Origin of the sequence: Actinomadura oligospora ATCC 43269, assembly GCF_000518265.1 — a bacterium.
Lineage (GTDB): Bacteria > Actinomycetota > Actinomycetes > Streptosporangiales > Streptosporangiaceae > Spirillospora > Spirillospora oligospora.
Map to the genome: position 1 here is coordinate 17,072 of NZ_JADG01000019.1, position 23,287 is coordinate 40,358.

Genomic DNA, 23,287 nt, shown 5'->3' on the forward strand with positions numbered 1-23,287 from the left:
GGCTACGCTTCCTCGGCCCAGTGTGCGAGATAGTCGTTGGGTGCGACGAAAAGGTTGACGCGGACGCGCGTGCGCCAGACGGCGACCGTGGTCTCCGGCCCTTCCCAGCTCACCTGCGCGCGTTCACCGGGACGGCGGTGGGTCGGAGGGCCGAGCCGCTCGGTGCCGATGGTGACGACGCGGGCGAATTCGTCCTGGAGCCATGCGCGCTGCTCGGCGGATTCCTTGTCGATGAAGGCGGAGGTGCCGGCCGACACCATCACGGCCCGCCCGCCGTCGCCCAGATCGACCGACGCGCTGGCCGGGCCGAGCCCGTCGTCCAGCCACACGCTGGTGTCGGTCGCCATGTAGACGCTCCAGCCCAGGCGGTCGGCGAGGTCGCCGACGGCGCCCGCGGTCCAGTCCCAGCTCAGGTCCCGGAAGGCGGTCGCCAGATCGGCGATCTGCTCGTCGGAGAGTCTGGCAGGTGTCATGGTCTGATCCTATCCGCGTGGGTCCAGGCCGGAGACGCGACGGAAATCGAAGTCGATGCCGTTGCGGCGGAGGTCGAATTCCGCCCAGCTCGCCTTGCCGTCCTTGTTGGAATGCGCGTAGAGATATTCGACCTTGAGCGTTCCGGCGGCGAGGTGCTCCTGGAGCTGAGCCTTCAACACCGGGTCCGCCTCGATCGCCGCGCGGAGGTCGGCGTCGAGCGACATCACGAAGTCGAGGTACTCGGGGCTGCCCTGGTTCGCCCTCTTGAAGTCCTCGATCCCCCGGTCCTTGAGGGACGCGCCGACGCCCTTGGCCTCCACCGCGGTGATCGTCGCGGAGTCCGGCCTGATATCGACGCCGGTCAGGTCCAGGGTGCCGGGCGTTCCGGGGCCGTCGTGCGTCGGGGTGAGGATCCGGCGGCCGAGGTGGTGCTCCAGCAGGTCCTTTCCGACCGCCATGCCGAGCTTCTCGCTGACCTTGCGCATCTCGTGGCCGCGGTCGTTGAACGTCTTGCCCTGCTCGGTCAGCCGGCTCGTCTTCTCGAGCACCTCCGGCGTGGGGCCGCGGTCGGCGATGATCTCGTCGACCTTCGCCTTGATCTTGTCGGTGCTGTTGATGTCGTCGAGCTTCTTGATGCCGAACTCGTCCATCAGCGGGCGGAGTTCCTTGAGGATCAACTGCCGCGCGTCGTCGAGCTTCGCGCGTTCCTCGGCGAGCGTCTCCAGCTCCTGCCTGGCCTCCGGGCTCGGCTCGTAGGGCTTCTTCTCGCCCATCTCCTCGCGGAAGTCGACATGCCGGTTGGAGTTCGGCTCGGCGAGCCACCGGCCGTTCTCCCCCTTGATCCGGTAGGGCGGCTCTTCCAGGCGGAAGCTTCCCCGCGGGTCGTTCGGGTGGTGGAGCTTGCCGTCCTCGGTGCGGTAGAAGCCGTTCGGGTCGCCGTCATGGTGGAGCCTGCCGTCGTCGGTGCGGTAGGAGCCCTCCGGGTCGCCGTCCTTGTGGAGCCGTCCGTCCTCGCCCTGCTGCAGGTCGGGGTCGTTGCCGTTGTTGCCGTTGCCGTTGCCGTCGGGGTCGTCGTCGGCGCGGGCCCGGGCCTCGTCGGGGGGCGGCTCCTCGGACGGGTGGCGGACGGGGTCGGAGCCGGGGGCGTGGCCCTGGCCCGCGGGGTCGTGGCTGCCGTCCGGGTAGTGGGTGTTCCACCGGCCGTTCGGGGGCCAGTCGGGACGCAGGCGGCCCTCGGGGTCGTGGTGGCCGGACGAGGCGAACATGTTGCCGTTGTGGTCGGACCACGCGAGGCCCTCGGGGGCGGTCACGCGGACGCCGAGGTGGTGGGCGAGCTGGGACGCGAAGTCGCCCTCGCCGGTGCGGCAGGAGAGGAGGAAGATCTCCTTCCCGTTCCAGTTCGGGTCGTGGTAGATCAGCTCGGCCAGGTCCCTGGCGGAGATCCTGTGGCCGTTGACCGTGATGCCGTCCGGGCCGCCGTGCGCGTCGATCACGTAGCGGTTCGGGTCGGCGGCGATCTGGCGGGCCAGCTCGCGCATCGCGTGGTCCTCGGGACCGTAGAACGAGCGGCCCGACGGGGTCTCGTCGCTGCTGCGCCACACGTCGTGCAGGTGCTCGGGCAGGTTGCGCGGGACGTCGTCGGACGTGTCGTGCGGCTGCCCGTCGTGGTCCGGACGCGGCTCGCTCTCGTTCTCGTGCGGGCGGTTCGTCCCGTCGTGCTCCGAGTGGGGCGACGTCCGCCGGTCGTTGCCGCCGGGGCCGCCGGAGCCCGGACGGTCCCGGTCGGGGGCCGACGACGGCGTCCGCTCACGGTCCGAGGTCGGGGACCTGTCGGGCGTGCGGTCCGAGGTCGGGGACCTGTCCGGGGTGCGGTCCGTGGCCGGGCGGCGGTCACCGCCGGGCGTCCGGTCGGACGCGGGGGTGCGCTCGGTGGTCGGCGTTCGGTCGGTGGGGGTGCGTCCGGAGGGGGTGTGGTCGGTCGTGGGGGACGGGTCGGCGGACGGGGTCCTGTTCGTGGACGGGGTCCGGTCGCCGGCCGGGGTGCGGTCCGTCGGGGACGGGGTGTGGTCCGCCAGGCTCGTGCCGCCGTCGCCCGGGGCGGGGGTGCGGTCGGACGTGGGGGTGCGGTCGGACGTGGGGGTGCGGTCGGACGTGGGCGTCCTGTCCGTGGACGGCGTGTGCTCCGTGGACGGGGTGCGGTCCGTCGGGGTCGGCGTCCTGTCCGTGGGGGACGCGGGCGTGCGGTCCGACGGGGGCCGCTCCGAGGACGTCGGGGTGTGCTCCGGGGGCGTCCGGTCGGAGGGCGTCGGAGTGCGGTCCGTGGCCGGGCCGGGGGTGCGGTCCGGCGTGGACGTGGGTTCCGTGGTCCGGTCGGTCGGACGCGTCGTCGGCGTGCGGTCCGGGGGCGGCGTGTGGTCGCCGGCCGGAGCGCGGTCAGGCGTGGCCGTCGGCTCGGTGGTGCGGTTGGTCGGGGTGCGGTCCGTGGACGGGCTGCTGCCGTCCGCCGGGGTGCGGTCGGCGGGCGGCGAGTGGTCCGTCGTCGCGGTGTCGCGGATCGTGGGGGTGCGCTCGGGGGCCGCCGACGAGTGGTCGGGGACGGTCGGGGTGCGCTCGGGCGTCGCGGACGTCGGGGTGCGGTCCGTGGACGGAGTGTGGTCCGTCGTACCGGGCGTGGGCGAGCCGTCCGTCGTTCCGGACGTGGGGGTGTGGTCCGTCGTCCCGGCGGAGGGCGTCCGGTCCGTCGTCCCGGACGAGGACGTCGGGTCGGGCGTCGCGGACGTGGGCGTGCGGTCCGGGGTCGGGGTGTTGTGGTCGGTCGAGGAGTCCGTGCGCGCCGTCGGGTGGGACGTGCTGGGCTCCGGCGGCGGGCCGTGCGGGACGACCCGGGCGTGGACGTCGAAGGTCGGCCTGCCGTTGTGGTCGTAGCCGGTGTGCGTGACGTCGGTGATCTCGTAGCTGGTGCCGCGCGGGAGGATGAGCTCCCGCTGGTCGTTGTAGTGGCTGTTCTGGCCCATCCAGACGCCGTGGGTGCCCTCGGGCAGCTCGAGGTGCAGCTGGATGCCGAAGGGGCTGTTGTCCACGACGGCGGGGCTGTTGCCCAGGGACGTGGACATGTAGGCCGGTTCGGTCTGCGTCGTCCCGATCAGTTCCCTGGGGTCGCGCGTGCCGAGCGGCGTGCCGTCGCCGGTCTGCATGAACGACATGTCGTGCAGGCCGCGCCGTGCCTCGATCGGCTCGGGGAGCGGGTTCGCGAGCGCCTGGTCGATCTCGTTGAGGCGCTGGTTGAACACCTCGTTCGTCGGATGCCCGCCGAACATCTCGTGGTAGAAGCCGTAGTACCCGGCGTCGTGGTGGATCCCGTTGAGGGTCGCGCCCGGGTCCGGCGAACTGACGATGTAGTCGACGAGCTGCCGCTGGTAGTTGTCGAGGTGGCCCGGGTTGTTCGCCATGTCGAAGACCTGGCGGAGGTTCGGCGGGTACCCGCCGTTGGCGTGGGCCAGCGCGCTCTGGGCGTAGTGCTGGCTGGCCAGGTGGTTGAACATGGCGGCCGGGTCGCCGCCGCCCGGCCGCAGGAAGCCGTTCTGGACCGACTGGACCGTGTACTGGTAGAGCGCGTTGCGGTGCTCGGGCGACAGGTTCTCGTAGACGTCGCGCAGGTGGTTCTCGCCGTACCGTTCGCCGTCCTCGTCGGTGTCGAAGCGGCGGACGCCGTCCTCGTCGACGCGTCCGGGACGCGGGTCCGGCTCCGGCTGCGGCTCGGTGTGCGGCTGGGCGGACGGGTCGTGGCCGCCCGGGGCGTTCTCGGAGCCGCGCGGCTGCGGCTCGTGGGTCGTCCAGCCGGGCGAGGTGGGGGTGCCGTGCTCGTCGATCCGGACCGGGCCGTTCGGGGTGACGACGTTGCGGCCCAGCTCGTTCGCGACGTGCTGGCCGAAGTCGCCGGATCCGGCGTTGTCCGAGAGGAGCAGGACGTCCCGGCCGTTCCACCTCGGGTCGCTCCGGACGCTGTCGGCGACCTCCCGCGGCGTCAGCTGGTGGTCGCCGACGGACGGGCCGTGCTCGTTCCCGGGGGTGTCGACGACGTAGTGGTTCGGGAGCTCCGGGATCCGGTCGGCGTTCTCGTGCCCCGGACGTCCCTCGGAGTCGTGGAAGGACCGTCCGGACGGCGTCTCGTCGCTCTGCCGGACGTGCTCGCGGAGGTGCTCCGGCACGTTCTCGGGAACGGGACGCGGCTCGTTCTCCCCGCGCGGCGTCGCGTCACGCTCGTCCGGCGTCGCCGGGTCGCGGTCCGGGCGCGGGCCGCCCTCGTGCTCTTCGGGCGTGGACGGGTCGCGGTCGGCGCGCGGGCCGGACTCGTGCTCCTCAGGAGTGGACGGGTCGTTCTCGCGGCGCGGCCCGGCCTCGTGCTCCTGCGGCTCCCGCGAGGTGGGCTCGTGGTCCTGCGGGTCCCGCGTGCTCGGCTCGTGGTCCTGCGGGTCGCGGGAGGTCGGCTCGTGCTCTTGAGGGTCGCGCGAGGCGGGTTCGTGCTCCTGGGGGTCGCGGGACGTGGGCTCGTGGTCCTGCGGGTCCCGCGAGCTGGGGTCCTGCTCCTGCGGGTCGCGCGTGGACGGGTCGTGCTCCTGGGGCTCGCGCGTGGACGGTTCGTGCTCCTGGGGGTCCCGCGTGGACGGGTCCTGGTCCTGCGGCTCGCGGGACGTGGGGTCTTGGTCCTGCGGGTCGCGCGTGGTGGGTTCGTGCTCTTGCGGGTCGCGCGTGGAGGGGTCGTGGTCCTGGGGCTCGCGGTTCGTCGGCTCCTGGTCCGGGCCTGGGCCGGACTCGTGGTCCTGCGGGTCGCGGGAGGTCGGCTCGTGGTCCTGGGGCGCGGCCGGGTCCTGCTCGACACCGGGAGCGGACTCGTGCTCCTGCGGAGCGCGGTCCTGTGGCTCCTGCCCGCCGGGGCCCTGCTCCTGCGGACTCTGGTCCTGCGGGTTCTGGTTCTCGGGGAGGTGTTCGACCGGGGGCTGGTCGCCGTGGATGAGGCCCTGGTCGTCCATGCGCGGGCCGGACGTGGGCTGCTGGCCGTCCTCGGACGGCGGGGTCGTGCGTCCGTCCTCGCCCGGGGTGCGGTTCTCGGGCCGGACGGTCGGCTCGTTGCCGGAGCCGGTCGGACGCGTCGAACCGTCGCCCGGCCCGCCGGACGCGCCCGACGGCCCGGACGCACGTCCAGACGAGGGCGAGGACGACGAGGACGAGCCGCCGCTCGATGTTCCGCCGTCGCCGCCCGGCATGAAGACCGGCATCGGCGTGACCGACGGGCCGTTCGCGTTCTGCGGGTCGGTGCCGTTGCCGGTGTGGTCGCCTTCGCCGTCGGCGCCGCGGTTGCGCGTGCCGTCCGCGGACGACGTCGACGGGGAGGCCAGGTTCGTGTTGCGCGGCCCGGAGCCGGACCCGCCGCTCCCCGGCGCACCCGTCGGGTTCGACGACCCTGTGGGCGACGAGGACGGCCCGGACGAGGGCCCGGACGACGAAGGACCGGAGGAGGACGGGCCGGAGGAAACGGGCCCGGCGCCGGACGGCCCCGAGGAGACCGGCCCGCCCGAGGACGGCCCCGAAGAGACGGGCCCAGAGGAGACGGGTCCGGACGAGGACGGTCCGGTGCCCGAGGGCGCGCTGCCCGAAGGGCCGCTGTTCTGCGGCGACGTGGACGGTCCCGGGCCGCCGTCGTTCGGCATCCCGGACGGCGAGGGTCCGGAGGACGAGGGCGACGGCTGCGACGAGTGGTTCGACGACGGGCCCGAATCGCCCTCGGGGAAGGACGAGAGGCTGGTGTGCGGGTTGCTGCCGCCGCCGTTCAGCATCGAGTCGATGCGGTTCCCGCCGCCCGAGTTGTTTCCGCCGGACGAGGAATCCCCGCCGCCACCGTGCGACGGAGACGACGAGTAGTCGCCGCCACCACCGTTGTGGGACGGAGCGGAGGACGGCTCGCTGCTCGGCCGCGAGGACGGCGAGGGCGAGTTGTCGCCGCCACCGTTGCCGTGGGACGGCGAAGGGTCGGACGAAGGCGAGTTCGACGGCGAGTTCGAGGGGGAGTTCGACGGCTCGGACGAGGGCGAGTGCGAAGGCGAGGACGACGGATCCGACGCCGACGATGTCGTCGGCCCGGTGGACGACGGCCCGTTGTCCGAGCCGGACGTGCCCGGCTCGTGCGTGCTGGGCGTGTTCGTGGTGACGGGGTCGGCGGTCGGGGTCGTCGACGGGTCGGTGGACGGCTCGGTGGACGGTTCCGTCGACGGGTTGTTGTCGGCGCCGGGCGGGTTGAGGCCCTGGTTGAACTCGTTGAGGCCGCCCTTGGCGCCGCCGATCGCGCCGCCGAAGCCGCCCGAGGTGCCGCCCTTCGCGGCGGCCTCCAGGTCGATGTCGCGGCCGTGCGCGAGGTCGGTGGCCATGGAGCCGAGCGCGCCGCCGGCCGCGCCGCCGATGCCCTCGCGGGCGGCGCCCTTGAGCATGCTGCCGACCGCGGTGTCGGCCGCGCCGGACAGGCCGGGGATCTTGCCGACGCCGTGCCCGACAGCGCCGCCGACCGCTCCGCCGATGGCGCCGTCCAGCATGGAGGTGCCGACCTGCTTGAGGTCGATGCCGTCGCGGTGGCCCTGCGCGACCTGGATGCCCTGGATGAGCAGGTCCAGGCCGCCGCCCTGCAGCAGGCCCATGATCGCGCCCTTGGCGATCGAGGACAGCAGGTTCTGGCCGAGCCGCTCCAGCAGCTGGGTGGCCATGGTCCGGGCGGTGGCCCACGCGCCCGCCTCGACCGCCGGGATCGCCGCCGTGGACGCGCCGAACGTGGCGAACGCCGCCGCGATCAGCCAGGCGATCTGCGCCGCCGTGATGATCAGCAGCGCGATGAACATGTACTTGCCGTACTCGATCTCGGTGGCGCCCTGCTCGAGCACCTTCCCGAGCGCGTCGCACGCCTCCGCGAGCTTGGGCAGGATCTCCGGGTCGACGGTGGTCCACTTGTCCCAGTTCAGGCGGAACTTGTCGGCCGCGGCGCTGTCCAGGGCGCCGACCACGTCGGCGGCGGCCCGGTTCAGCTCGCCGATCAGGGAGGTCACGTCCGAGGACGCCGAGGCCCAGGCGTCGGCGGCGCGCCGCATGGCGGTCTCGTCGCCTTCGGGCCAGTCCGTGCCGATGAGCCAGGACAGCCACTTGACCTCGTCGGGGATCTCCATGCCCACGGGAAGGCCACCTCAAGGGGAGTTCGGGGGAGCGGGGGGGACGAACTGGCCCATGATCGGCGGGCCGGGGTGGCCCTTTATAGGACCCTTGTCCAGCGGGGTGCAAACCGGCCGCGAACCGTTGCGACCGGCGCGAACCGGCACGACGACCGGTCGCGGATCGGCCGTGCCCCGGGGAGGCGGACCGGCGCGAACCCTGCACGCCCCGTCCGCGTGGACGGGACGGCGAGGTCAGCGGATCTTCGAGTGGTGCTCGGCCTTGTCGTAGTTGTCGGCCATCTCGTCGACGCCGTCCTTGATGTTGCGCAGGCCCTTGCCGGTGTCGCCGAAGGACTTGAGCATGTTCTTCGCGCCCGGCTCGTAGTTCTTGCCGAACTCCTCGCCGGTCTTGTCGTTGCCCCAGCACTTGCCCTCGGCCTGGAGCTTGCCGTTGAGCCGGTCGAAGATGTCCTTCAGGTGGTCCGCGCCCGTGTCGAAGCCGCCGCCCGCCTTGCGCAGGGCCTTGGTGTCGACTTCCAGGTATCCGCCGTCGCTCATTTACCCAGCAATCCGTAGTGCTCGCGAATGGAGTCCATGTCGAACTTCTCGGGCAGCAGCTTGCCCAGGTCCGGGATGCCGCCGGTGGCGCCCTCGCCGGACGGGCCGCTCGGGACCAGGTCCTGCATGGCCTGGCTGATCTCCTCGGCGACCTTCGAGGACGCGTCGCGGGACGCCTCCAGGACGGCCTCGGACAGCTCGCTGGACGCCAGCTTCCGGTACACGCGGGGGTCGAGTTCGAGCGCGGTCAGGCGGCCCTGACGGTCCACGGTCACCCGGACCATCCCGTCGGCCGCCTCCGCGGACGCCTCGATGCCCTCGAGCCTCTCCTGCAGCCCCTTGAGCCGGTCCCGCTGCTCGCGGTACTGGCCCAGCAGCTGGTCGATGTGCGCCTGGTACTCAGCGCGCATGCCGCTCCCTCCGCGTCGTCCGCCCAGATCGTCCCGAAGACGTTACATCGGCACGTGTCGGACTTCGACCTTATGTGTCTCTAGTTCTTCCAGAGCAGGGTGGTCTGCACCTCGACGCCCAGCTCCGACGCCGTCAGGTTGACCGGTCCGGCGGAGCTGCCCGCCGCTCCGCCGCGCGCGTTGTAGGACTGCACGAACACGACGCTGGCGCCCTGCGAGTACGTCCGCGTCCACCGCTCGGGGTCGCCGCGCAGCACCGGGATGCCGCTGCTCCTGGCCGGGCCGAGCAGCTTCGGCTCGGCGTGCAGGTTCACCGACCGGACGACCGTCCGCGCGTCCGCCGCGCTGCCGAACTTCGCGATCGACACCACGGTCACGATCGTCCGGGCCGGGTTGAGGTACACGCCCGACGCCATCCGGCCGCTGCAGGGGTGCGTGCGCAGCGTCGTGAGCAGCCGCGTGTTCGCGCGCAGGACGCACGACTCGTAGCGGGTGCCCGCCTGCGTGAAGGTGTTGCCCTTCGCCGTCTTGATCGTCCGCGTCAGGACGCTCCACGGGTCGACCGGCCCGCCGCCACCGCCACCGGTGGACGGGGAGGTCGGGACGGTCCCGCCCGGAGCGGACGACGGCGGCTTGATCGGCGGCGGCAGGACGGTCGTGTGCCGCTTCGGCTTGTCGTCACCGGACAGCAGGAGGAACGCGCCGATCCCGCCGCCGAGCAGGACCACGGCCGCGACCGCGATCACGATGAAGACCACCGCGCCGCCTCCGCCGCCGCCTCGCGGCGGTCCGGGCGGCGGGAATCCGGGCGACCCCATCGGCCCGGGCGGACCCATCGGCCCGCCCATCGGTCCACCCGGGGGCGGTCCCATCGGCCCGCCCGCCGGTCCTGGGGGGAACGCCTGCTGCGGCCCGCCCATGGCCTGGTTCGGCGGGAATCCCGGCTGGCCAGCGGACGGCTGGCCGGGCCACTGAGGGTTCAATGCGCACTCCGGAGGAGGGTTGGGGGCACCGGGGCTGGCGGGGTTCGGCAAGAGTAACGGCAGACCCTCGGCATGTTCGTCCTGTTTTCGACGGACGGGAGGTGAAATCGGTGCCGTCCGAATTCCGGTGATTCCCGACGTGGACGGGCCGGACCCGGCCCGCACGTCCCCCGGGCTCTCGCCCCGACCTCCCCCGGGACGGCCGGGGGCCGAGATCACGCGATCTCGGGGACCGCGCGCGGTGCGTTGGGCGACGGGAGTCTCGTAGGCTTGCCGATCGAGGGAAGGGAGGCAGGTGACCGACTCCACCTGGCAGCTGGCCGTACTGCGCGACCTCGGCGCGACGCAACGGGGCTTCGCCGACACCGCGCCTGCCGAACCCCGTCCCGCCCCGGTCCAGGGCCAGGATCCGGCCGAGATCGCCGGAACCGCGCAGGTGCCCGCCCAGGTCCCGCCGCACGACCCCGTCACGGGGACGGGCGGTTTCCTCGGCATCCCCTCGTCCGGCGAGTCCGCCGCGTCCGCTTCGTCCATGCCCGCCGCGGGGTCCGGATCGTCCGGAAGCGGCGAGTACCCGACCGGAAGCCGTCCCCTGCCCACCCCGCACGCCGACGCGCCCGTCGCGGGCCCCGCCGCGCAGCCCGACCTCGGCACCGCCACCGGCCCCGCTCCCACGCCCGGCCCCGCGACCACGCCGCACGCCGACGCCCCGGTCGCCGGTCCCGCCGCCGCTGACCTGGGCACCTCCACGGGCCCCGCCCCCACCCAGGGCCAGGACGCGCCGTGGGGCACCCCGCCGTCCACCGGCGACGGAGCCCAGCCCGCCACGAGCAACACCCAGGGCGGATCCGGCCAGTGGGGCGCGCCCACGACCTCCAGCGGCCAGACCGAGAACACCTCCGGCGGCGCACCCCCCGACAACTCCTGGGGCGCGCCAGAGAGCAGCGCGCAGCCCGCAAACGCCTGGGGCGCGCCCGCCGACGGCGGTGCGAAGCCCGACAACACAGGAGGCGCGCCCGCCGATGGCGGCGCGCAGTCCGACAACACGTGGGGCGGCCAGCCCGCGAGCGCGTGGGGCGCGCCCGCTGACGGCGGTGCGAAGCCGGACAACGCAGGTGGCGCGTCCCCCGACGGCGGCGCGCAGCCCGACAACACGTGGGGCGCGCCAGAGAGCGGCGCGCCGCCCGCGAACGCCGGAGGCGGGGAGCCGCCCGCGCAGGACGGGTTCCCCGGCATCGCGGCCCAGCAGAACGCCGAGCCCGCGCAGCCGCTCGGCGCGCCGCCCGCCCCGGACGCGTCGTGGGGCCCGGCCACGGGCGGCGAGGGCCCGTCCGGCTTCCCCGGCATCCAGGGACCGGCCCAGGGCCCCGGACCCGAGAACGTTCCGGGGCCCGGCTTCGAGGGCATGCCGGGCGGTCCCGGGCTCGAGGGCATGCCCGGTCCCGCGCTCGACCACACGATGGGCGGACGGCACGACGGCGCGTCCGCGCAGAGCCCGTCCCAGGACGAGCCGATGTTCAACTCGGACTTCGCCTGGGAGGCGGCGATCAACCCCGTCCTCGGCGGGGGCGGACAGCAGGACGAGGCGCAGGCCCAGGGCGAGCAGCCCGCGCCGTCGCAGCCCGAACAGCCCGTGCCGGACCCGCAGCAGCAGGCCCAGCGGGCCGCCGCCGCCGGGCCGCACCCGGCGGACGAGCTCGTCCGCAAGAACGTGCACGGCGACCGGCTCGGCAAGCGCCTCGGACGCGGCGTGCGGAAGGCGGTCGGCGGCGGGTCCGCGATGACCGCGCAGCAGCAGGCCGCGTTCGCCGACCTGATGGCGCGCGCGGTGCCGAGCTTCCGGCAGATCGCGATCGCGAGCGTGCGCGGCGGCGCGGGCAAGACCACGATGGCCGCGCTGGTGGCGAGCGAGCTGGCCCGGCACCGCCAGGACCGGGTCGTCGCGATCGACGCGGACGCCGAGCTCGGCTCCCTGCCGCTGCGGCTCGGGATCGTCCCGCAGCTGTCGCTGTTCGAGCTGGCGCAGGCGAACCCGACCACGTTCGACGAGGTGGCGCGGTTCCTGTCCCAGACGTCCGAGGGACTGTGGGTGCTGTCGTCCACGCGCGGCGGCCGGATGTCGCGGGAGTTCGACGTCCCGACGTTCCAGCGGGCGCTGAGCTCGGTGAGCCGGTTCGTCAGCGCGGCCGTGGTGGACTGCGGCGCGGGCATCCTGACCGAGGTCAACCAGGGGATCATCGCGCAGACGCACGCGCTGGTGCTGGTCACGCCGGGCACGGTGGACGGGGCGCTGAGCGCGCGCGGGGCGCTGGAGTGGTTCGCCAACAACGGAAGGCAGCACGTGTTCCAGCGCGCCGTGGTGGCCATGGTGTCGCACGCCCCGCAGATCAACGCCGACCTCGGCCGGGCGCAGGAGATGCTCACCCAGTGGGGGCTGCCGGTGGTGCACGTCCCCTACGACCGGCAGGTCGCGACCGGCGCGGCGCTCGACCTGGACAAGGTCGGCGGGGCCACCCGCCAGGCCGCCACCAAGATCGTCTATCAGGCGTTCGCGCGCTCGCTCGGCCTGCCGGGGGTGCAGTGATGAGCGTGGACTACGTCGCCCTCGCCCGCCGCCGCCCGGACGTGTTCGCGGTGGCCGACGGCCTGGCCGCGATGGGCGAGCCGATCCACATCCGGGGCGGCGAGAACGAGCCGCCGACCCGCCTGTTCGACGCCGCCGGACGGCTGCTGGTGTCGATCGAGGAGCCGGTCGAGGTGACCGTCGCCAGCGAGATCGCGCGCCTCCTCGGCGCGGACTTCGCCGCCCGCGTCGGCGCGCCCGTCTGGTGGGTGGACGTCCGCGCCGTCGCCGACATCCCCGAGGCCGCCCGGGTCGCGCGCCGCTTCTCGGACGCGCTCGTCCACTGGGTCGGCGGGACGGTCTACCCGGAGGGCGAGTCCGACGGCCCCGCCCGCAGCTGGCGCGCCGACGACGCCTCCACCCCGGCGTGACCGGCGGCCCCGCCTGACCTGGTCCGGCGGTCTGGGGCCGGCTGCGCGGCTTGGTCGGGCGGCCGGGGTGGGGCGGGTCGCCGGGAGCGTCTGAAGGGCGTGGCCGGGGGGTGTGATCTGTGTCGCGTCCCGCATGGGCGCCGAGGGGGCGGGTAGTTGCGGCCCGGGGTCGGATGTTGGACGAGGGCCGTCACGGAAGTCCGTGACGGCCCTCGGTGTGCCCAGCCCAGCCAGCCCGGTCCCGACCCGTCCGCCGCGTCGCCGGTGGGTGTCAGCGGCGGTCGAGGGACGCGCGGAGGGTGGCGAGCAGCTGGTCGGCGCCGCGCAGGTCCTCCTGGAGGACGTCCGTCGCGTTGCGGAGGCGGTCGCCGATCTGGGCGCGTTCGCGTTCGCCGAAGACCGAGCCGTCCGCCGCGAGGAGTTCGGCGGCGCGGGCGCGTCCGGACTCCTCGGCCTCGGCGCGGGCGCGGCGGATCAGGGCGAGCAGCGTCCCGGCGAGGTCGGCGGCGGGCATCCGCATGGCGCGCGGGTCGATGTCCAGCGCGCGGACGCCCTCGGCCGCCGAGTACTCGACGCGCAGCCGTCCATCCTCGGACGCGGCGGACGCGACCGCCCCGGCGTCCGCCTCGTACACCTCGCGAATTCCGCCGAACAGCCGGTCGGCGTCCGCCGCGAGGCGCTGCGGGTCGAAGCCGAGGATGCGCTTGAGGTCGTCCATCGAGGTCACTCCCATGGATACGTGTAGGACCCGTCCGCCTTCTGGCCTGGGGTGAGGCCGCCGGTGACGGTCTGGCCGCCGGTGCGGACGTCGTTGACGCCCTTCGCCCCTGCGGCCTGGGCGAGGCCGGGTGGCAGGGACGTCCCGGCGCGGTCGCCCGCGACACGTCCCGGCACGCCCTCCTCTGGGAACCTGCCGCCGAGGCCCCAGGCCGTCGCGTCGCGCTCGATCCGGTTGGCGGTGCCCCAGACGAGCAGCGGGCCCTGCGCGATCGTGCCGTCGACGAAGTCCTCGAGGCCGCTGAAGTCGCCCTGCGCCGCGCCGAGGAACACGTCCCCGGCGACGAGGACGCCGAGAATGCCCGCGCAGGCGTGCAGCGTCGTGTTGAGCACGCCTTCGACCGATTTCAGCGTCGCGGTCATCTCGATGATCGCGTTGAGCGCGGCGATCCGGGCGAACGCGGCGCTCAGCGGGAAGACCGTCGCGACGGCGACCCAGGCGGCGAGCGCGACGAGGACGGCGGCGAGCAGCGCCATGAAGAGGATCATGGCCATGGTGAGCATCGCGGTCAGGAACAGCACGGTCGCGACCGCGACCGCGCGGATCTCGATGCTCAGCAGTTCTCGCAGGTAGCGATCCATGCGCTGGTCGAAGGCGCGGCCGTCCTCGCTGTGCCAGGCGTCGCCGTGCGTGACGTCCCCGACGGTCTTCTCGACGTCCGTCCGGGCCTGCCGCATGTCGTGGGCGACCCTGGTCCAGGCCATGCCGCCGTCCCAGAACGCCTGCGGGTCGTACTGGTGGACGTAGAAGGACGGCACGAGCGGCCACGCGGCGGGCAGCCCGAGCGCGGAAAGCGCCAGCGCCGCGCCCGTCGCGGCCTCCAGGCTGTATCGCGCGACGTCTGCGCCCGCGCCGAGGACGGCGGTCACCGGGTCACCGCCACCGCACCGAGTTCCGCTCTTCGGCGGCCTTCCACGACTCGGCGTTCAGCCGGACGCCCTCATGGATCTGGACGGTCTCCTCGGCCTTGTGCCTCAACTGCCGGATCGTGAACGCCTCGACCTCGTTGTAGGCGATCGCGAGCGAGTAGGCGAACGAGGTGTAGGACGCCTCGGAGATCGTCAGCCCGACGAGCCGTCCGGACGCCCGGCCGACGGGCTCGGCCGCGTCGGGCAGCCTCCTGGCGAGGTCGGCCAGCCGGTCGTGCTCGATCCGGACCTCTTCGGGCGAGGCGGGCGGAGGCGGCTGGAACGGGCTCCCGGGCGGCCACGGCGACCGGCCCGGCGGCGGCGTCGTCCCACCCCCGACGCCTGGGGTGTTGATGATGTCGGCGATGCGGTTCACGCCGCCCATTCAAGATCGTCCGCGCGCCGGCGCGAACCCCTCTTCACACGACCTTGACGCCGCTTCCGCCCCTTTTCCCGCCGCTTTTACGCGTGGGGGGTCTGGAGGTGCTGCAGGAGGCGGCGGTGGCGTTGCCAGCCCTCGGGGGAGCGGCCGTCGCCGAGCGCGAACAGGGTCATCGGCGCGCGGGGCGGGCCGACCTGCTGGCCGGGGATGCCCTGCGGCGACGGGACGGCCCCGGCGACGGCGAGCGCGACGGGCGAGGCGGTGCCGGTCCACCGGGGCTCGGTGGTGAGGTCGGCGCGTCCGGGGGTGAGCTGCACCAGCAGGGACGCGACGGGACGGTCGGCCGCGATCGCGCCGACCAGCTGGGGCAGGTGCGCGAGGGGAGGGGGATCCTGCGGGGCGTAGCCGACGGTGACCGTGGTGGCCTCGTTGACCGCGCCTCCGCCCGCCGCGGTGAACGCGCAGACCGCCTGCGCGGGGCGCGGGCCGTCCCCGGCGACGACGACGCGCGCCGACTCCCGGTTGCGGACGTGCTCGGTGAACCGGTCCGGACGCCAGGGCTCGGCGACGGGCTCGGAGGTTCCCCAGCCGAGCGGGGACTTGCCGGTGAGCAGCTGCAGCATGCGCTCGACGGTGCCGCCGACCTCGGGATCGGCCGCGCCGTGCCGGACCCGGTAGGTCAGCCCGAGCTGCGCGCCGACCGGACCCGCCGGGCGGGCGGTGAAGCCGGGCGCGTAGTCGCGCGCGTCCGGGACGGGCTCGAAGGTCGCGCCGTTCCAGCGCATCGGACGTCCGCTGAGGCCCTCGTAGTAGGCGTCCCCGTCGCGGACGACCCAGTGCGGGCCGGAGGCGGCGGCCCCGAGCCGCAGCGGCAGCGTGATCCGGGACTGCGGAGGCGTGACGAGCTGGACCGCGCGCCCCGACGTGGTGGCGTCGGCGAGCGCGTCGACCAGCCAGGCGGAGAGCGGTACCACGGGCCGGTCCTGGAGGACGATCATCGCCCGTTCGGTCAGTGCGTCCACGGTGCTCATCGTTCGCGCAGTCTAATCCCGCCGGGGCACCGTGCCGTGCGGCGGATACCGGTGCATCGGGGGGACGGCACGAATTTCCCGTGATTCGAGGGATGAAAGTCGAAGATGTGCTGAAATGTCCGCGATGTCGGAGGAGAGCCGCGCCCGCCCGGGGACGCGCGCGCAGCCACCCGGCGCGCGGACCGGGACGCATGCGCTGCCACCCGTCCGAATGTCCTCACGCCCGCAACCGCCCCCCTCCGCCGAGCCGCGCGCGCAGGCGTCCCCTTCCCCGGGGGCCCGCCCGCAGGCGTCCGCCCACCCGGGAGCCCGAGCGCAGGCGCCCGTCCAGCGGGAACGGGCGTCGGCCCGGCCCGGGACGCGGCCACCGCCGCCGCCCGTGCGGGGGGCGGCGCGGTCGGTGTTCGAGAGCCCGCCCCCGGGCGCGGAGCAGGAGGAGTCGCCGCGTGCGCGGACGGGACGGGCCTGGCGGGTGCTCGGCGTCCTGTCGGTGATCACGTCGCTCGTCCTGGTGGCCGGGAGCATCACCGCGTACATGCTCTGGCGCCGGATCGACGGGCAGATCGGGCGCGAGGACGTCACCGCGCAGCTGCCGCCGCACCGTCCGCCGAAGCTGAACGACGCGATGAACATCCTGCTCATCGGCTCGGACTCGCGGATGGGCGCGAACTCCCGGTACGGGACCGAGGTCGGCGAACGCTCTGACACCACGATCCTGCTGCACCTGTCCCCGGGCGGGAACCAGGCCCTCGGCATCAGCTTCCCGCGCGACTCGATGGTCCGGATCCCCGACTGCAGGCGCAGGAACGGGTCGGTGATCCCGGGCCGCCTTGACATGATCAACTCGGCGTTCGCGCTGGGCGGGTCCGCCTGCACCTGGGCCACGGTCGAGTCGCTGACCAGGATCCACATCGACCACTTCGTGAAGGTCGACTTCACCGGCTTCAAGCGCGTCGTGGACGCCCTCGGCGGCGTCGAGATCTGCGTCCCGCGCCGCATCGACGACCCGAAGGCCGAACTGCACCTGCGCCGTGGCCGCCAGACCGTGCGCGGCGACCAGGCCCTCGGCTACGTCCGCACCCGGTACGTCCTCGGGGACGGCTCGGACCTCGGCCGCATCCGCCGCCAGCAGCAGTTCATGGCCTCGGTCGTCAAGAAGGCCACCGACAAGGGCATGCTCAAGGACCCGGGCCGGGTCTACGCGTTCCTCTCCGCGGTCGCGAGGTCCATCAAGGTGGACCGGGAGTTCACCATGCAGGCGATGGAGAAGACCGCGAGCGGCCTGCGCGGGATGAGCGCGGGCAAGGTCCGCTTCGTGACCGTCCCGGTCGAGGCGTACCCGGCCGACAGGAACCGCGTCCAGTTCAACGCCGCCCAGGCCGAACCCCTCTTCCGGGCGATCCGCGACGACAACGCCCCACCCGCCCCGCCGGCGCCCGCCCCCGGAGGCCCCGGCAAGCCGGGCGGCCCGCCGAAGCCCGTCACGCCCGCCCAGGTCAGGGTCACCGTCCTCAACGCGACGACCGAACAGGGCCTCGCCGGACGCGTCGGCGACCGCCTCAAGGCCCGCGGCTTCCAGATCGTCCGGACCGGCACGAAGAAGAGCGGCTCGCACGCGAAGACCGAGATCGTCTTCGGCCTGGGCGCCCGCGACCAGGCGGCCGTCCTCGCCGCCGCCGTCCCCGGCCATCCGCCGCGACGGGACCTGCGCCTGAAACCCGGCACCGTCTACCTGGTCATCGGCACCGACGGCGCGACCGTCGGCCGGACCGTCCACCGCCCCGTCCCCAAGATCGCCGGCGAGATCCGCGCCGACCGCGACGCCTGCGGACAACAGGGCTGAGTTCCTGGAAATTGACTCACAAGGTTCACTCCCGACACGAACCGGAACAGCCGTTTGGGGGTATCTTGTCCGCGCGCCCCACTCCTCACCCCCGTCGCGAGAGTCATGCCCATCGAGCCCTTCTGCCTGCTCATGACCGTGTACGGCGGTGACCGTCCGGAGTACCTCCGGGACGCCTTCCGCAGCGCGGTCCATGACCAGGTCCTCCGACCGGACCAGGTCGTCCTCGTCCAGGACGGTCCCGTCGCGCCGGACCTGGCGGCGTGCCTCGAGGAACTGGTGACGACCAGCCCCGTCGAGGTGACCTTCGTCCGCATCGAGGTCAACCGGGGGCTCGGCCCCGCCCTCGACCTCGGGCTCTCCGCCTGCAGGCACGACATCGTCGCCCGCATGGACGCCGACGACGTCGCGATGCCGCACCGTTTCGCGGTCCAGGTCCCGATCGTCCGGGACGGCGCGGACCTGGTCGGCGCGGGCCTGCTGGAGTTCGGCGCGTCGCTGGAGGACGTCGTCGGGCTGCGCACGCCGCCGAGCAGCCCGGCCGACATCAGCCGCTACGCCCGGCTGCACGACCCGTTCAACCATCCGACCGTCGTGTACCGGCGGCGCGCGGTGAGCGCGGCGGGCGGCTACGGCGACCTGCCGCTGATGGAGGACTACTGGCTGTTCGTCCGCATGATCGCGAACGGCGCGCGGGTGGTGAACGTCGCCGAGCCGCTCGTCTACTACCGGGTCGGGGACGGCGCGTACGAGCGCCGCGGCGGCCGTGACCTGCTCCGGTCCGAGCTGCGCCTGCAGCGCGAGATGTACCGCGCCGGACACCTCACGCGTCCGCAGTACGTCCGCAACCTCGTGGTGCGCGGCGGCTACCGGTTCGTTCCGACCTCGATCCGCCGTCCGGTCTACCGGCTGGTCGTCGCCCCCTACGGCGCCCGCCGCAACCGTGCGCGCGCGAAGGCGGACCAGGAGACCTCGCCCGCCATCAACCCCGCACCGCAGTCCTCGCCCCCGGCCGATCCCGTCCTCTGAGGCTGACGCCGGACGTCGCGGCCGGGGCGCGGCCCGGGGCGGACCTCAGTCCTGAGTCCGGGTCCAGAGGACGGGCTGGTCACCGGAGTCGTTCACCGAGCGGCCGACGCCGACGAGCCTGTCGCCGACCGGCGCGAGCCCGGTGATGCGCTGGTCGCCGGCACCGCTCAGACCGGAGCCCTTGGCGTCGCTCGCGGTCCAGCTCTTCCCGTCGGCCGAGCTCAGCGCGATCACGTCGCCCGAGCCGTCCGAGCCCATGGTGCCGGTTCCCGCGAAACCCTTCGGACCGGCGGTGAGCGCGGTGACGACCAGCCCGGCGCGACCGCCCGGAGCGGGCAGCGGGCTCCAGTTCGCGCCGCCGTCGGACGACACGAACCCGAGCCATTCCTGACCCTTCGGCGTCTTCGCGAATCCGGTCGCGACGAGCGTGGCGCCGTGCGCCGCGACCTCCTCCAGGCGCCCCTCGGCGATCCCGGACGGGAGCGGCAGCTGGCGCAGCCGCCACTGCCTGCCGTCGGACGAGGTCCACACGCCGGGCCGGTCGCCGCCGTTGGCCAGGTGGACGCCGCCGACCGCCGTGTACCCCGACGAACCGGCGGTGACGTCCGCCATCCAGCGGCTGTCGCGGCCCGCCGTGAGGTCCCAGCGTCCCGCGCCGCGTCCGCGCTCCCAGCGGGAGAGGTCGGCGGAGAACCAGGTCGCGGCCGAGGTGCCCTCCGCGCCGACGATCACATAGCCGGACGGCCCCGCGGCCACGGCGGCCGTCGCCGGCTGCGCCGACCCCGCGCCCCGGAAGGCGGGAGCGCCGTCGGCGGCCGTCCATCCGGTTCCGTCCGTCGAGGTGGTGACGAGCGGGTGGTTCTGGTCCGAGCCGACCGCGACCCATCCCTTCGCGCCGCCCGCCACGCCGTCGAGTCGCTGCGAGCCCGTCCGGGTGAACGCCGAGCCCTGGCCCGTGGCGGTACGCCAGGTGGAGCCGTCCGTGGAGACCCACGCGGCGGCGTCCCCGCCCGAGCTGCCGACCGCGACCGCGCGGCCGGACCCGGCCCCGATCGCCGTCACGGTGCGGTCGCGGTGCAGGGCCCCGGGCACCCTGGCCAGGTCGATCTCCCGGGCGGTGCCGCCCTCCCAGACCGCCAGCAGCGCGTCGCCGTCACCGCCGTCCGGGCGGCGGCCGACCGCGACCGCGTGCCCGCCGACCGACGCCGCGTCCTCGACGACCTGCCCGGACCGCGCGGCGAGCGGCCCGGCGTCCTGCCAGGACATGCCGTCGGAGCTGCGGGACACCAGCAGGCTGCCGCCCCGGTCGATCAGCGCGGAGTAGCCCTGCGCGTCGCCGAGCAGCCGGATCGTCTCCTGGTAGCCGCCGGGCGCGAGCCGCCCCGCCTGCTTCCAGGACGTCCCGTCGGGCGAGGTGAACACCTGGCCGAAGTTCCGGCCGCCCTGGTTGACCTCGCGGACGGCGACGAACCCGGCCGGGCCGCCGCCGACGACCAGGCCGTGCGAGCCCTTCGGCGCGGGGGCGTCGGCGGCCGTCCAGGTCCGTCCGCCGTCGCTGGAGCGCCACAGCCGCCGGATGCCGCCCTTCTTCGGGTCGGGGGTGACGAGGCTCTCCATGACGACCGACTTGTCGGTGGCGACCGCCTCGAGGAGCCGCACCGCGCCCTTGCGGATGGTCATGCCGATCTGCCGGACGCCCCGGCGCGCCTCCCAGGACGTGCCGTCCGACGACACCCACACCACCGGCTGGGCGTCGGACTGGTCGCCCTTCACCGAGGTCTCGCCGACGGCCACGTAACCGGTCGCGGTCGCGGCAATCCGCTGGACGTGGGCGTGCGGGCCGAACACGTCGCCGACCGCGTCGGGACGGCGCTGCCAGGTCCGGCCGTCGGCGCTGGTCCACACGACGGCGGCGCCGCCGGGCCGGGTGCCGACGGCGACCCAGCCGCGGGCGGACCCGCCGACCACGCGCGGGACCTCGCCGCGTCCGGGCGTCGCGCCGTCCGAGCCGCGGACCGTCCCGGGCGCGAAGGTCCTGCCGCCGTCCGAGGACACCAGGAACAGGCCGCGGGCGCTCCGCGGGTCGCTCTCGCCGCCGACCGCGATCACGGTCGACCCGGACGAGGCGACCCCGGCGAGCTCCTGGTCACGGCCGTCCGATCCGGCGCCGCCGGACAGGGGGAACGCCGCGTCGCCGACGCGCGCGCCGTCCTTGGCGTCGTCACCGCCACCGCCGCCGAATTTGACGAACGCGAACACGCCGCCCGCGGCGACGGCCGCCAGGGCCAGACCACCGGCTCCGAACACGAGCGCCTTGCGGCCCGCGCCTCCGCCCTCGGACTTGGTCTTGGACTTGTTCTTCTTCTGCTTCTTGCCGCTCTTCTCCTTGCCCGGGGCGCCGCCGGCGGCCGGGTTCAGCCAGGGCTCGTCGAACTGAGGGGGCGGAGCGGCGGCGCCTTCGGGACGGGCCATGTCGAAGCGCGTGGCGTCCGGCCGGGGGATGTCGTTCTGCGTCACATCGCGCGGCGGGGACGACGAGAGCGCGCCCGGCGACGGACGGCGGTCCGGGATCTCCTGCGCGAAGGGGAACGGCTCGGCGGCCGTGGGCTTCGCCGCGGGGATCTCCTGGGCCCAGGGGAAGGGCTCGGCCGCGGGCGTCTGGGGGGACGGAGTCTCCGGCGCGAGCGGGAACGGCTGCGCCGCGGGGATCTGCTGGGCGTACGGGAACGGGTCCGACGCGGCCGGCGGCGCGGTGGGAGGCTGCGCGGCGGGCGACGGCGCGGCGGCGTGGGGCGCGGCGAGAGGCTGCTCGGGTTGAGGGTGCTGGGCCGGGGGCCGCTGCGCGGGAGGCTCGGGCGCCTGGGGCGCCGGTGGCACTTCCTGCGCGTAGGGGAAGGAGCCGGGCAGATCAGGCAGCAGCCCGGCGTCCGGACCCGCGCCCGGCCCGAACGGGTCCTGCGGGTCCTGCCAGTGCGGGGGAGGAGGGGCGTCCGGGGCCTGCCAGCCGGCCTCCTCGCGCTCCCGGTCGTCGTCCGGCCGCTGGTTCGGAGTGCCGGGTGAAGTCACGCCCATCTCCCTGGTCGCCTCGGTCGTCGCCCCCGGATCATAGCGAGGCGATCCGGATGAACGGGCATGGCTCGGGCGTGGTCAGCGACGTCGGGCGCGCTCAAGCAGCGTCAGGACGACCCCACCCGACCGCCACTCCCCGGCGTTCCGCCAGGGGCCTGCCCCGTCCAGCGCCGCCTTCCGCCGCGCGATGGGATCGCCCGGCCGCGAGCGGACGGCCCGCGTCGTCATCACCCACACCCGTCCGGCGGCCCGCAGCGCGGCCCGCGTGTCCTCGGGGCCGCGTTCCAGCCCCGTGTAGTTCCCGGCCCGCACCGGATCGACGACCAGCCCGGCGTCCCGCAGCCGCCGGAACGCGTCCGGGTACGCCGACGCGCCGAACCGGACGATGCCCGACATGTACAGGACGGCGTCCCCCGGCCTGGCCTGCCGCCGCACGACGTCCGCTGCGGAGCGCAGGTCGAGCCTGCTGTCCTCGCGCCGGATCTGCCCCTCCCGCGGCACGGTCAGGACGGCCAGCAGCACGACCATCGCCACCAGCGCCGTCACCCCGAGCCAGGGTCCGCACGTGCGGCGGCCGAAGCGCGCCAGCCGGGCCAGCCCGAGGCCGAGCAGCAGCGCCAGCGCGGGCACGCAGAAGAACACGTACCGGGTGAGGAACAACGGGGTGCCGACCAGCGACCACGCCACCAACGCCACAGGCGGAAGCACCAGCCACGGGACGGCTAGCGCCGTCGCGGGCACACCGCCAGGCCCCGGGCGGCGTCCGGTGACGGCCCCCGCGCCCGCGAGCAGCAGGACCGGCAGGATCATCGACGTGGACCCGGCGAGGAACTCGACCAGGTCGACCAGCGTGGCCGCGTCGGGCCGCTGGAGCCAGTCCACCTGCTGCCGCTGGTCCGCCGCAGCCAGGATGAACGGGGTCAGCCCGGTGAACGCCGCGACGGCGGCCGTCGCCCAGCGCCACCACAGCGCCGTGTTCCGGCGGCGTGTGAGCGCGAGGGTCACCAGATGCGCCGGAACCAGCAGCAGCGCGGCCAGGTTCAGCAGGCCGAGCAGCAGCACCGCCGCCGTGTAGGCCGCGAGCCAGGGCCCGCGCCGGCGGACGTCGTCCGACGCCGCGCGGACCAGGAGATAGGACGCAAGCACGGCCACGGCCGCGACCAGCGCGAAGGGCCGCGCCTCCTGCGCGTACCGGGAGACGGTGGCGAGGCCGCCGAAGGCGAGGCCGGACGCCAGCCCGGCGGTGGTCCCGGCGAGCCGGCGACCGAGCGCCACCAGCCCGGCGGCGGTCGCGGCGGCGGCGAGCGCGCTCGGCGTCCGCAGGGACCACTCGCCGAGGCCGAACGCCTCCGCCCAGGGCCTCATCAGCAGGTAGTACGCCGCGTGCACCAGGTCCTGCCGGTCGAGGACGCGCGTCATGTCCGGAAGCGGACGTCCGACCGCGCTCACCGTCGCCGCCTCGTCCGTCCAGTAGGACGGCCGTCCGAGCCCGACGAGCACGACCCCCAGCGTCACGACGGCGGCGGCGAGCGGAGCGGCCAATCCGGTGAGCGAGGAAACGAACCCGGGGGTCGTCCGCGCGCCGGTGACGGGGAGTTCCGCCGCGTCCGGCGGGCGCGTGGTCAGTGTCATCGTGAC

The 23,287-nt window shown here is 74.4% G+C and carries 15 protein-coding genes; 4 read left to right on the top strand and 11 right to left on the bottom strand.

Annotation, left to right across the window (positions count from 1 at the left end):
• Positions 1-2: 2 nt before the first annotated feature.
• The 5 genes from P696_RS0127050 to P696_RS0127070 all read right to left on the bottom strand — a co-directional run bounded on the left by P696_RS0127050 (position 3) and on the right by P696_RS0127070 (position 9,390).
• Positions 3-473, bottom strand: a complete 471-nt coding sequence (locus P696_RS0127050) for a DUF6301 family protein (protein ID WP_026414770.1) — start codon at positions 471-473, stop codon at positions 3-5.
• A gap of 9 nt (positions 474-482) precedes the next feature.
• Entirely contained in the window at positions 483-7,679 is a 7,197-nt protein-coding gene (locus tag P696_RS48425; protein ID WP_245627839.1) for a WXG100-like domain-containing protein, read from the bottom strand.
• Positions 7,680-7,916: 237 nt separating this feature from the next.
• Positions 7,917-8,222 carry a WXG100 family type VII secretion target gene (locus P696_RS53020; RefSeq protein WP_051468234.1) on the bottom strand — a complete coding sequence of 102 codons (306 nt, stop codon included), beginning with the start codon at positions 8,220-8,222 and terminating at the stop codon, positions 7,917-7,919.
• Positions 8,219-8,632 (bottom strand): YbaB/EbfC family nucleoid-associated protein, encoded by a 414-nt coding sequence (locus P696_RS53025; protein ID WP_026414771.1) that lies wholly within the window; start codon positions 8,630-8,632, stop codon positions 8,219-8,221. Before P696_RS53025 ends, P696_RS53020 begins: the two co-directional genes overlap by 4 nt.
• Positions 8,633-8,712: 80 nt before the next feature.
• Positions 8,713-9,390, bottom strand: a complete 678-nt coding sequence (locus P696_RS0127070) for a flagellar basal body-associated FliL family protein (protein ID WP_026414772.1) — start codon at positions 9,388-9,390, stop codon at positions 8,713-8,715.
• Between the two features lie 520 nt (positions 9,391-9,910).
• Between P696_RS0127070 and P696_RS48440 the strand changes: the two genes are divergently transcribed.
• Both P696_RS48440 and P696_RS0127080 read left to right on the top strand, forming a co-directional pair.
• Positions 9,911-12,199, top strand: a complete 2,289-nt coding sequence (locus P696_RS48440) for a nucleotide-binding protein (protein ID WP_051468235.1) — start codon at positions 9,911-9,913, stop codon at positions 12,197-12,199.
• Positions 12,199-12,609, top strand: coding sequence for a hypothetical protein (locus tag P696_RS0127080; protein ID WP_026414773.1), 411 nt, complete (start codon positions 12,199-12,201; stop codon positions 12,607-12,609). Before P696_RS48440 ends, P696_RS0127080 begins: the two co-directional genes overlap by 1 nt.
• Before the next feature lie 271 nt (positions 12,610-12,880).
• Here the strand turns inward: P696_RS0127080 and P696_RS0127085 are convergent, their stop codons facing one another.
• The 4 genes from P696_RS0127085 to P696_RS0127100 form a co-directional block, all read right to left on the bottom strand.
• Positions 12,881-13,327 (bottom strand): hypothetical protein, encoded by a 447-nt coding sequence (locus tag P696_RS0127085; RefSeq protein ID WP_157429937.1) that lies wholly within the window; start codon positions 13,325-13,327, stop codon positions 12,881-12,883.
• 5 nt (positions 13,328-13,332) lie between these two features.
• Positions 13,333-14,256, bottom strand: a complete 924-nt coding sequence (locus tag P696_RS0127090) for a hypothetical protein (RefSeq protein WP_026414775.1) — start codon at positions 14,254-14,256, stop codon at positions 13,333-13,335.
• Between the two features lie 4 nt (positions 14,257-14,260).
• A complete protein-coding gene (locus P696_RS0127095; protein ID WP_157429938.1) occupies positions 14,261-14,671 on the bottom strand; it encodes a hypothetical protein in 411 nt (136 codons plus the stop codon).
• Positions 14,672-14,757: 86 nt separating this feature from the next.
• The gene (locus P696_RS0127100) at positions 14,758-15,708 is read right to left on the bottom strand and encodes a DUF6177 family protein (protein ID WP_026414777.1); all 951 of its coding nucleotides are present in this window, start codon (positions 15,706-15,708) and stop codon (positions 14,758-14,760) included.
• Between the two features lie 400 nt (positions 15,709-16,108).
• On the opposite strand from P696_RS0127100, the gene P696_RS48445 reads away from it, so the two are divergent.
• Positions 16,109-17,551, top strand: coding sequence for an LCP family protein (locus tag P696_RS48445; RefSeq protein WP_034487237.1), 1,443 nt, complete (start codon positions 16,109-16,111; stop codon positions 17,549-17,551).
• A 105-nt stretch (positions 17,552-17,656) separates the two neighbouring features.
• On the top strand, positions 17,657-18,580 hold the full coding sequence (locus P696_RS48450; protein ID WP_084338206.1) for a glycosyltransferase: 924 nt from the start codon (positions 17,657-17,659) through the stop codon (positions 18,578-18,580).
• A 45-nt stretch (positions 18,581-18,625) separates the two neighbouring features.
• On the opposite strand, the gene P696_RS56245 is transcribed toward P696_RS48450, so the two are convergent.
• Positions 18,626-21,646: a sialidase family protein gene (locus tag P696_RS56245; RefSeq protein WP_157429939.1), complete on the bottom strand. Its 3,021-nt coding sequence runs from the start codon at positions 21,644-21,646 to the stop codon at positions 18,626-18,628.
• Between the two features lie 81 nt (positions 21,647-21,727).
• Positions 21,728-23,281, bottom strand: a complete 1,554-nt coding sequence (locus P696_RS48455; RefSeq protein WP_157429940.1) for a glycosyltransferase family 39 protein — start codon at positions 23,279-23,281, stop codon at positions 21,728-21,730.
• Between the last annotated feature and the right edge of the window lie 6 nt (positions 23,282-23,287).

Excerpts from the sequence above, each read along its gene's own strand:
- P696_RS0127050 (WP_026414770.1), bottom strand. The coding sequence starts at position 473 with ATGACACCTGCCAGACTCTCCGACGAGCAGATCGCCGATCTGGCGACC.
- P696_RS48425 (WP_245627839.1), bottom strand. The coding sequence starts at position 7,679 with ATGGAGATCCCCGACGAGGTCAAGTGGCTGTCCTGGCTCATCGGCACG.
- P696_RS53025 (WP_026414771.1), bottom strand. The coding sequence starts at position 8,632 with ATGCGCGCTGAGTACCAGGCGCACATCGACCAGCTGCTGGGCCAGTAC.
- P696_RS53020 (WP_051468234.1), bottom strand. The coding sequence starts at position 8,222 with ATGAGCGACGGCGGATACCTGGAAGTCGACACCAAGGCCCTGCGCAAG.
- P696_RS48455 (WP_157429940.1), bottom strand. The coding sequence starts at position 23,281 with ATGACACTGACCACGCGCCCGCCGGACGCGGCGGAACTCCCCGTCACC.
- P696_RS0127085 (WP_157429937.1), bottom strand. The coding sequence starts at position 13,327 with ATGGACGACCTCAAGCGCATCCTCGGCTTCGACCCGCAGCGCCTCGCG.
- P696_RS0127100 (WP_026414777.1), bottom strand. The coding sequence starts at position 15,708 with ATGAGCACCGTGGACGCACTGACCGAACGGGCGATGATCGTCCTCCAG.
- P696_RS48450 (WP_084338206.1), top strand. The coding sequence starts at position 17,657 with ATGCCCATCGAGCCCTTCTGCCTGCTCATGACCGTGTACGGCGGTGAC.
- P696_RS0127080 (WP_026414773.1), top strand. The coding sequence starts at position 12,199 with ATGAGCGTGGACTACGTCGCCCTCGCCCGCCGCCGCCCGGACGTGTTC.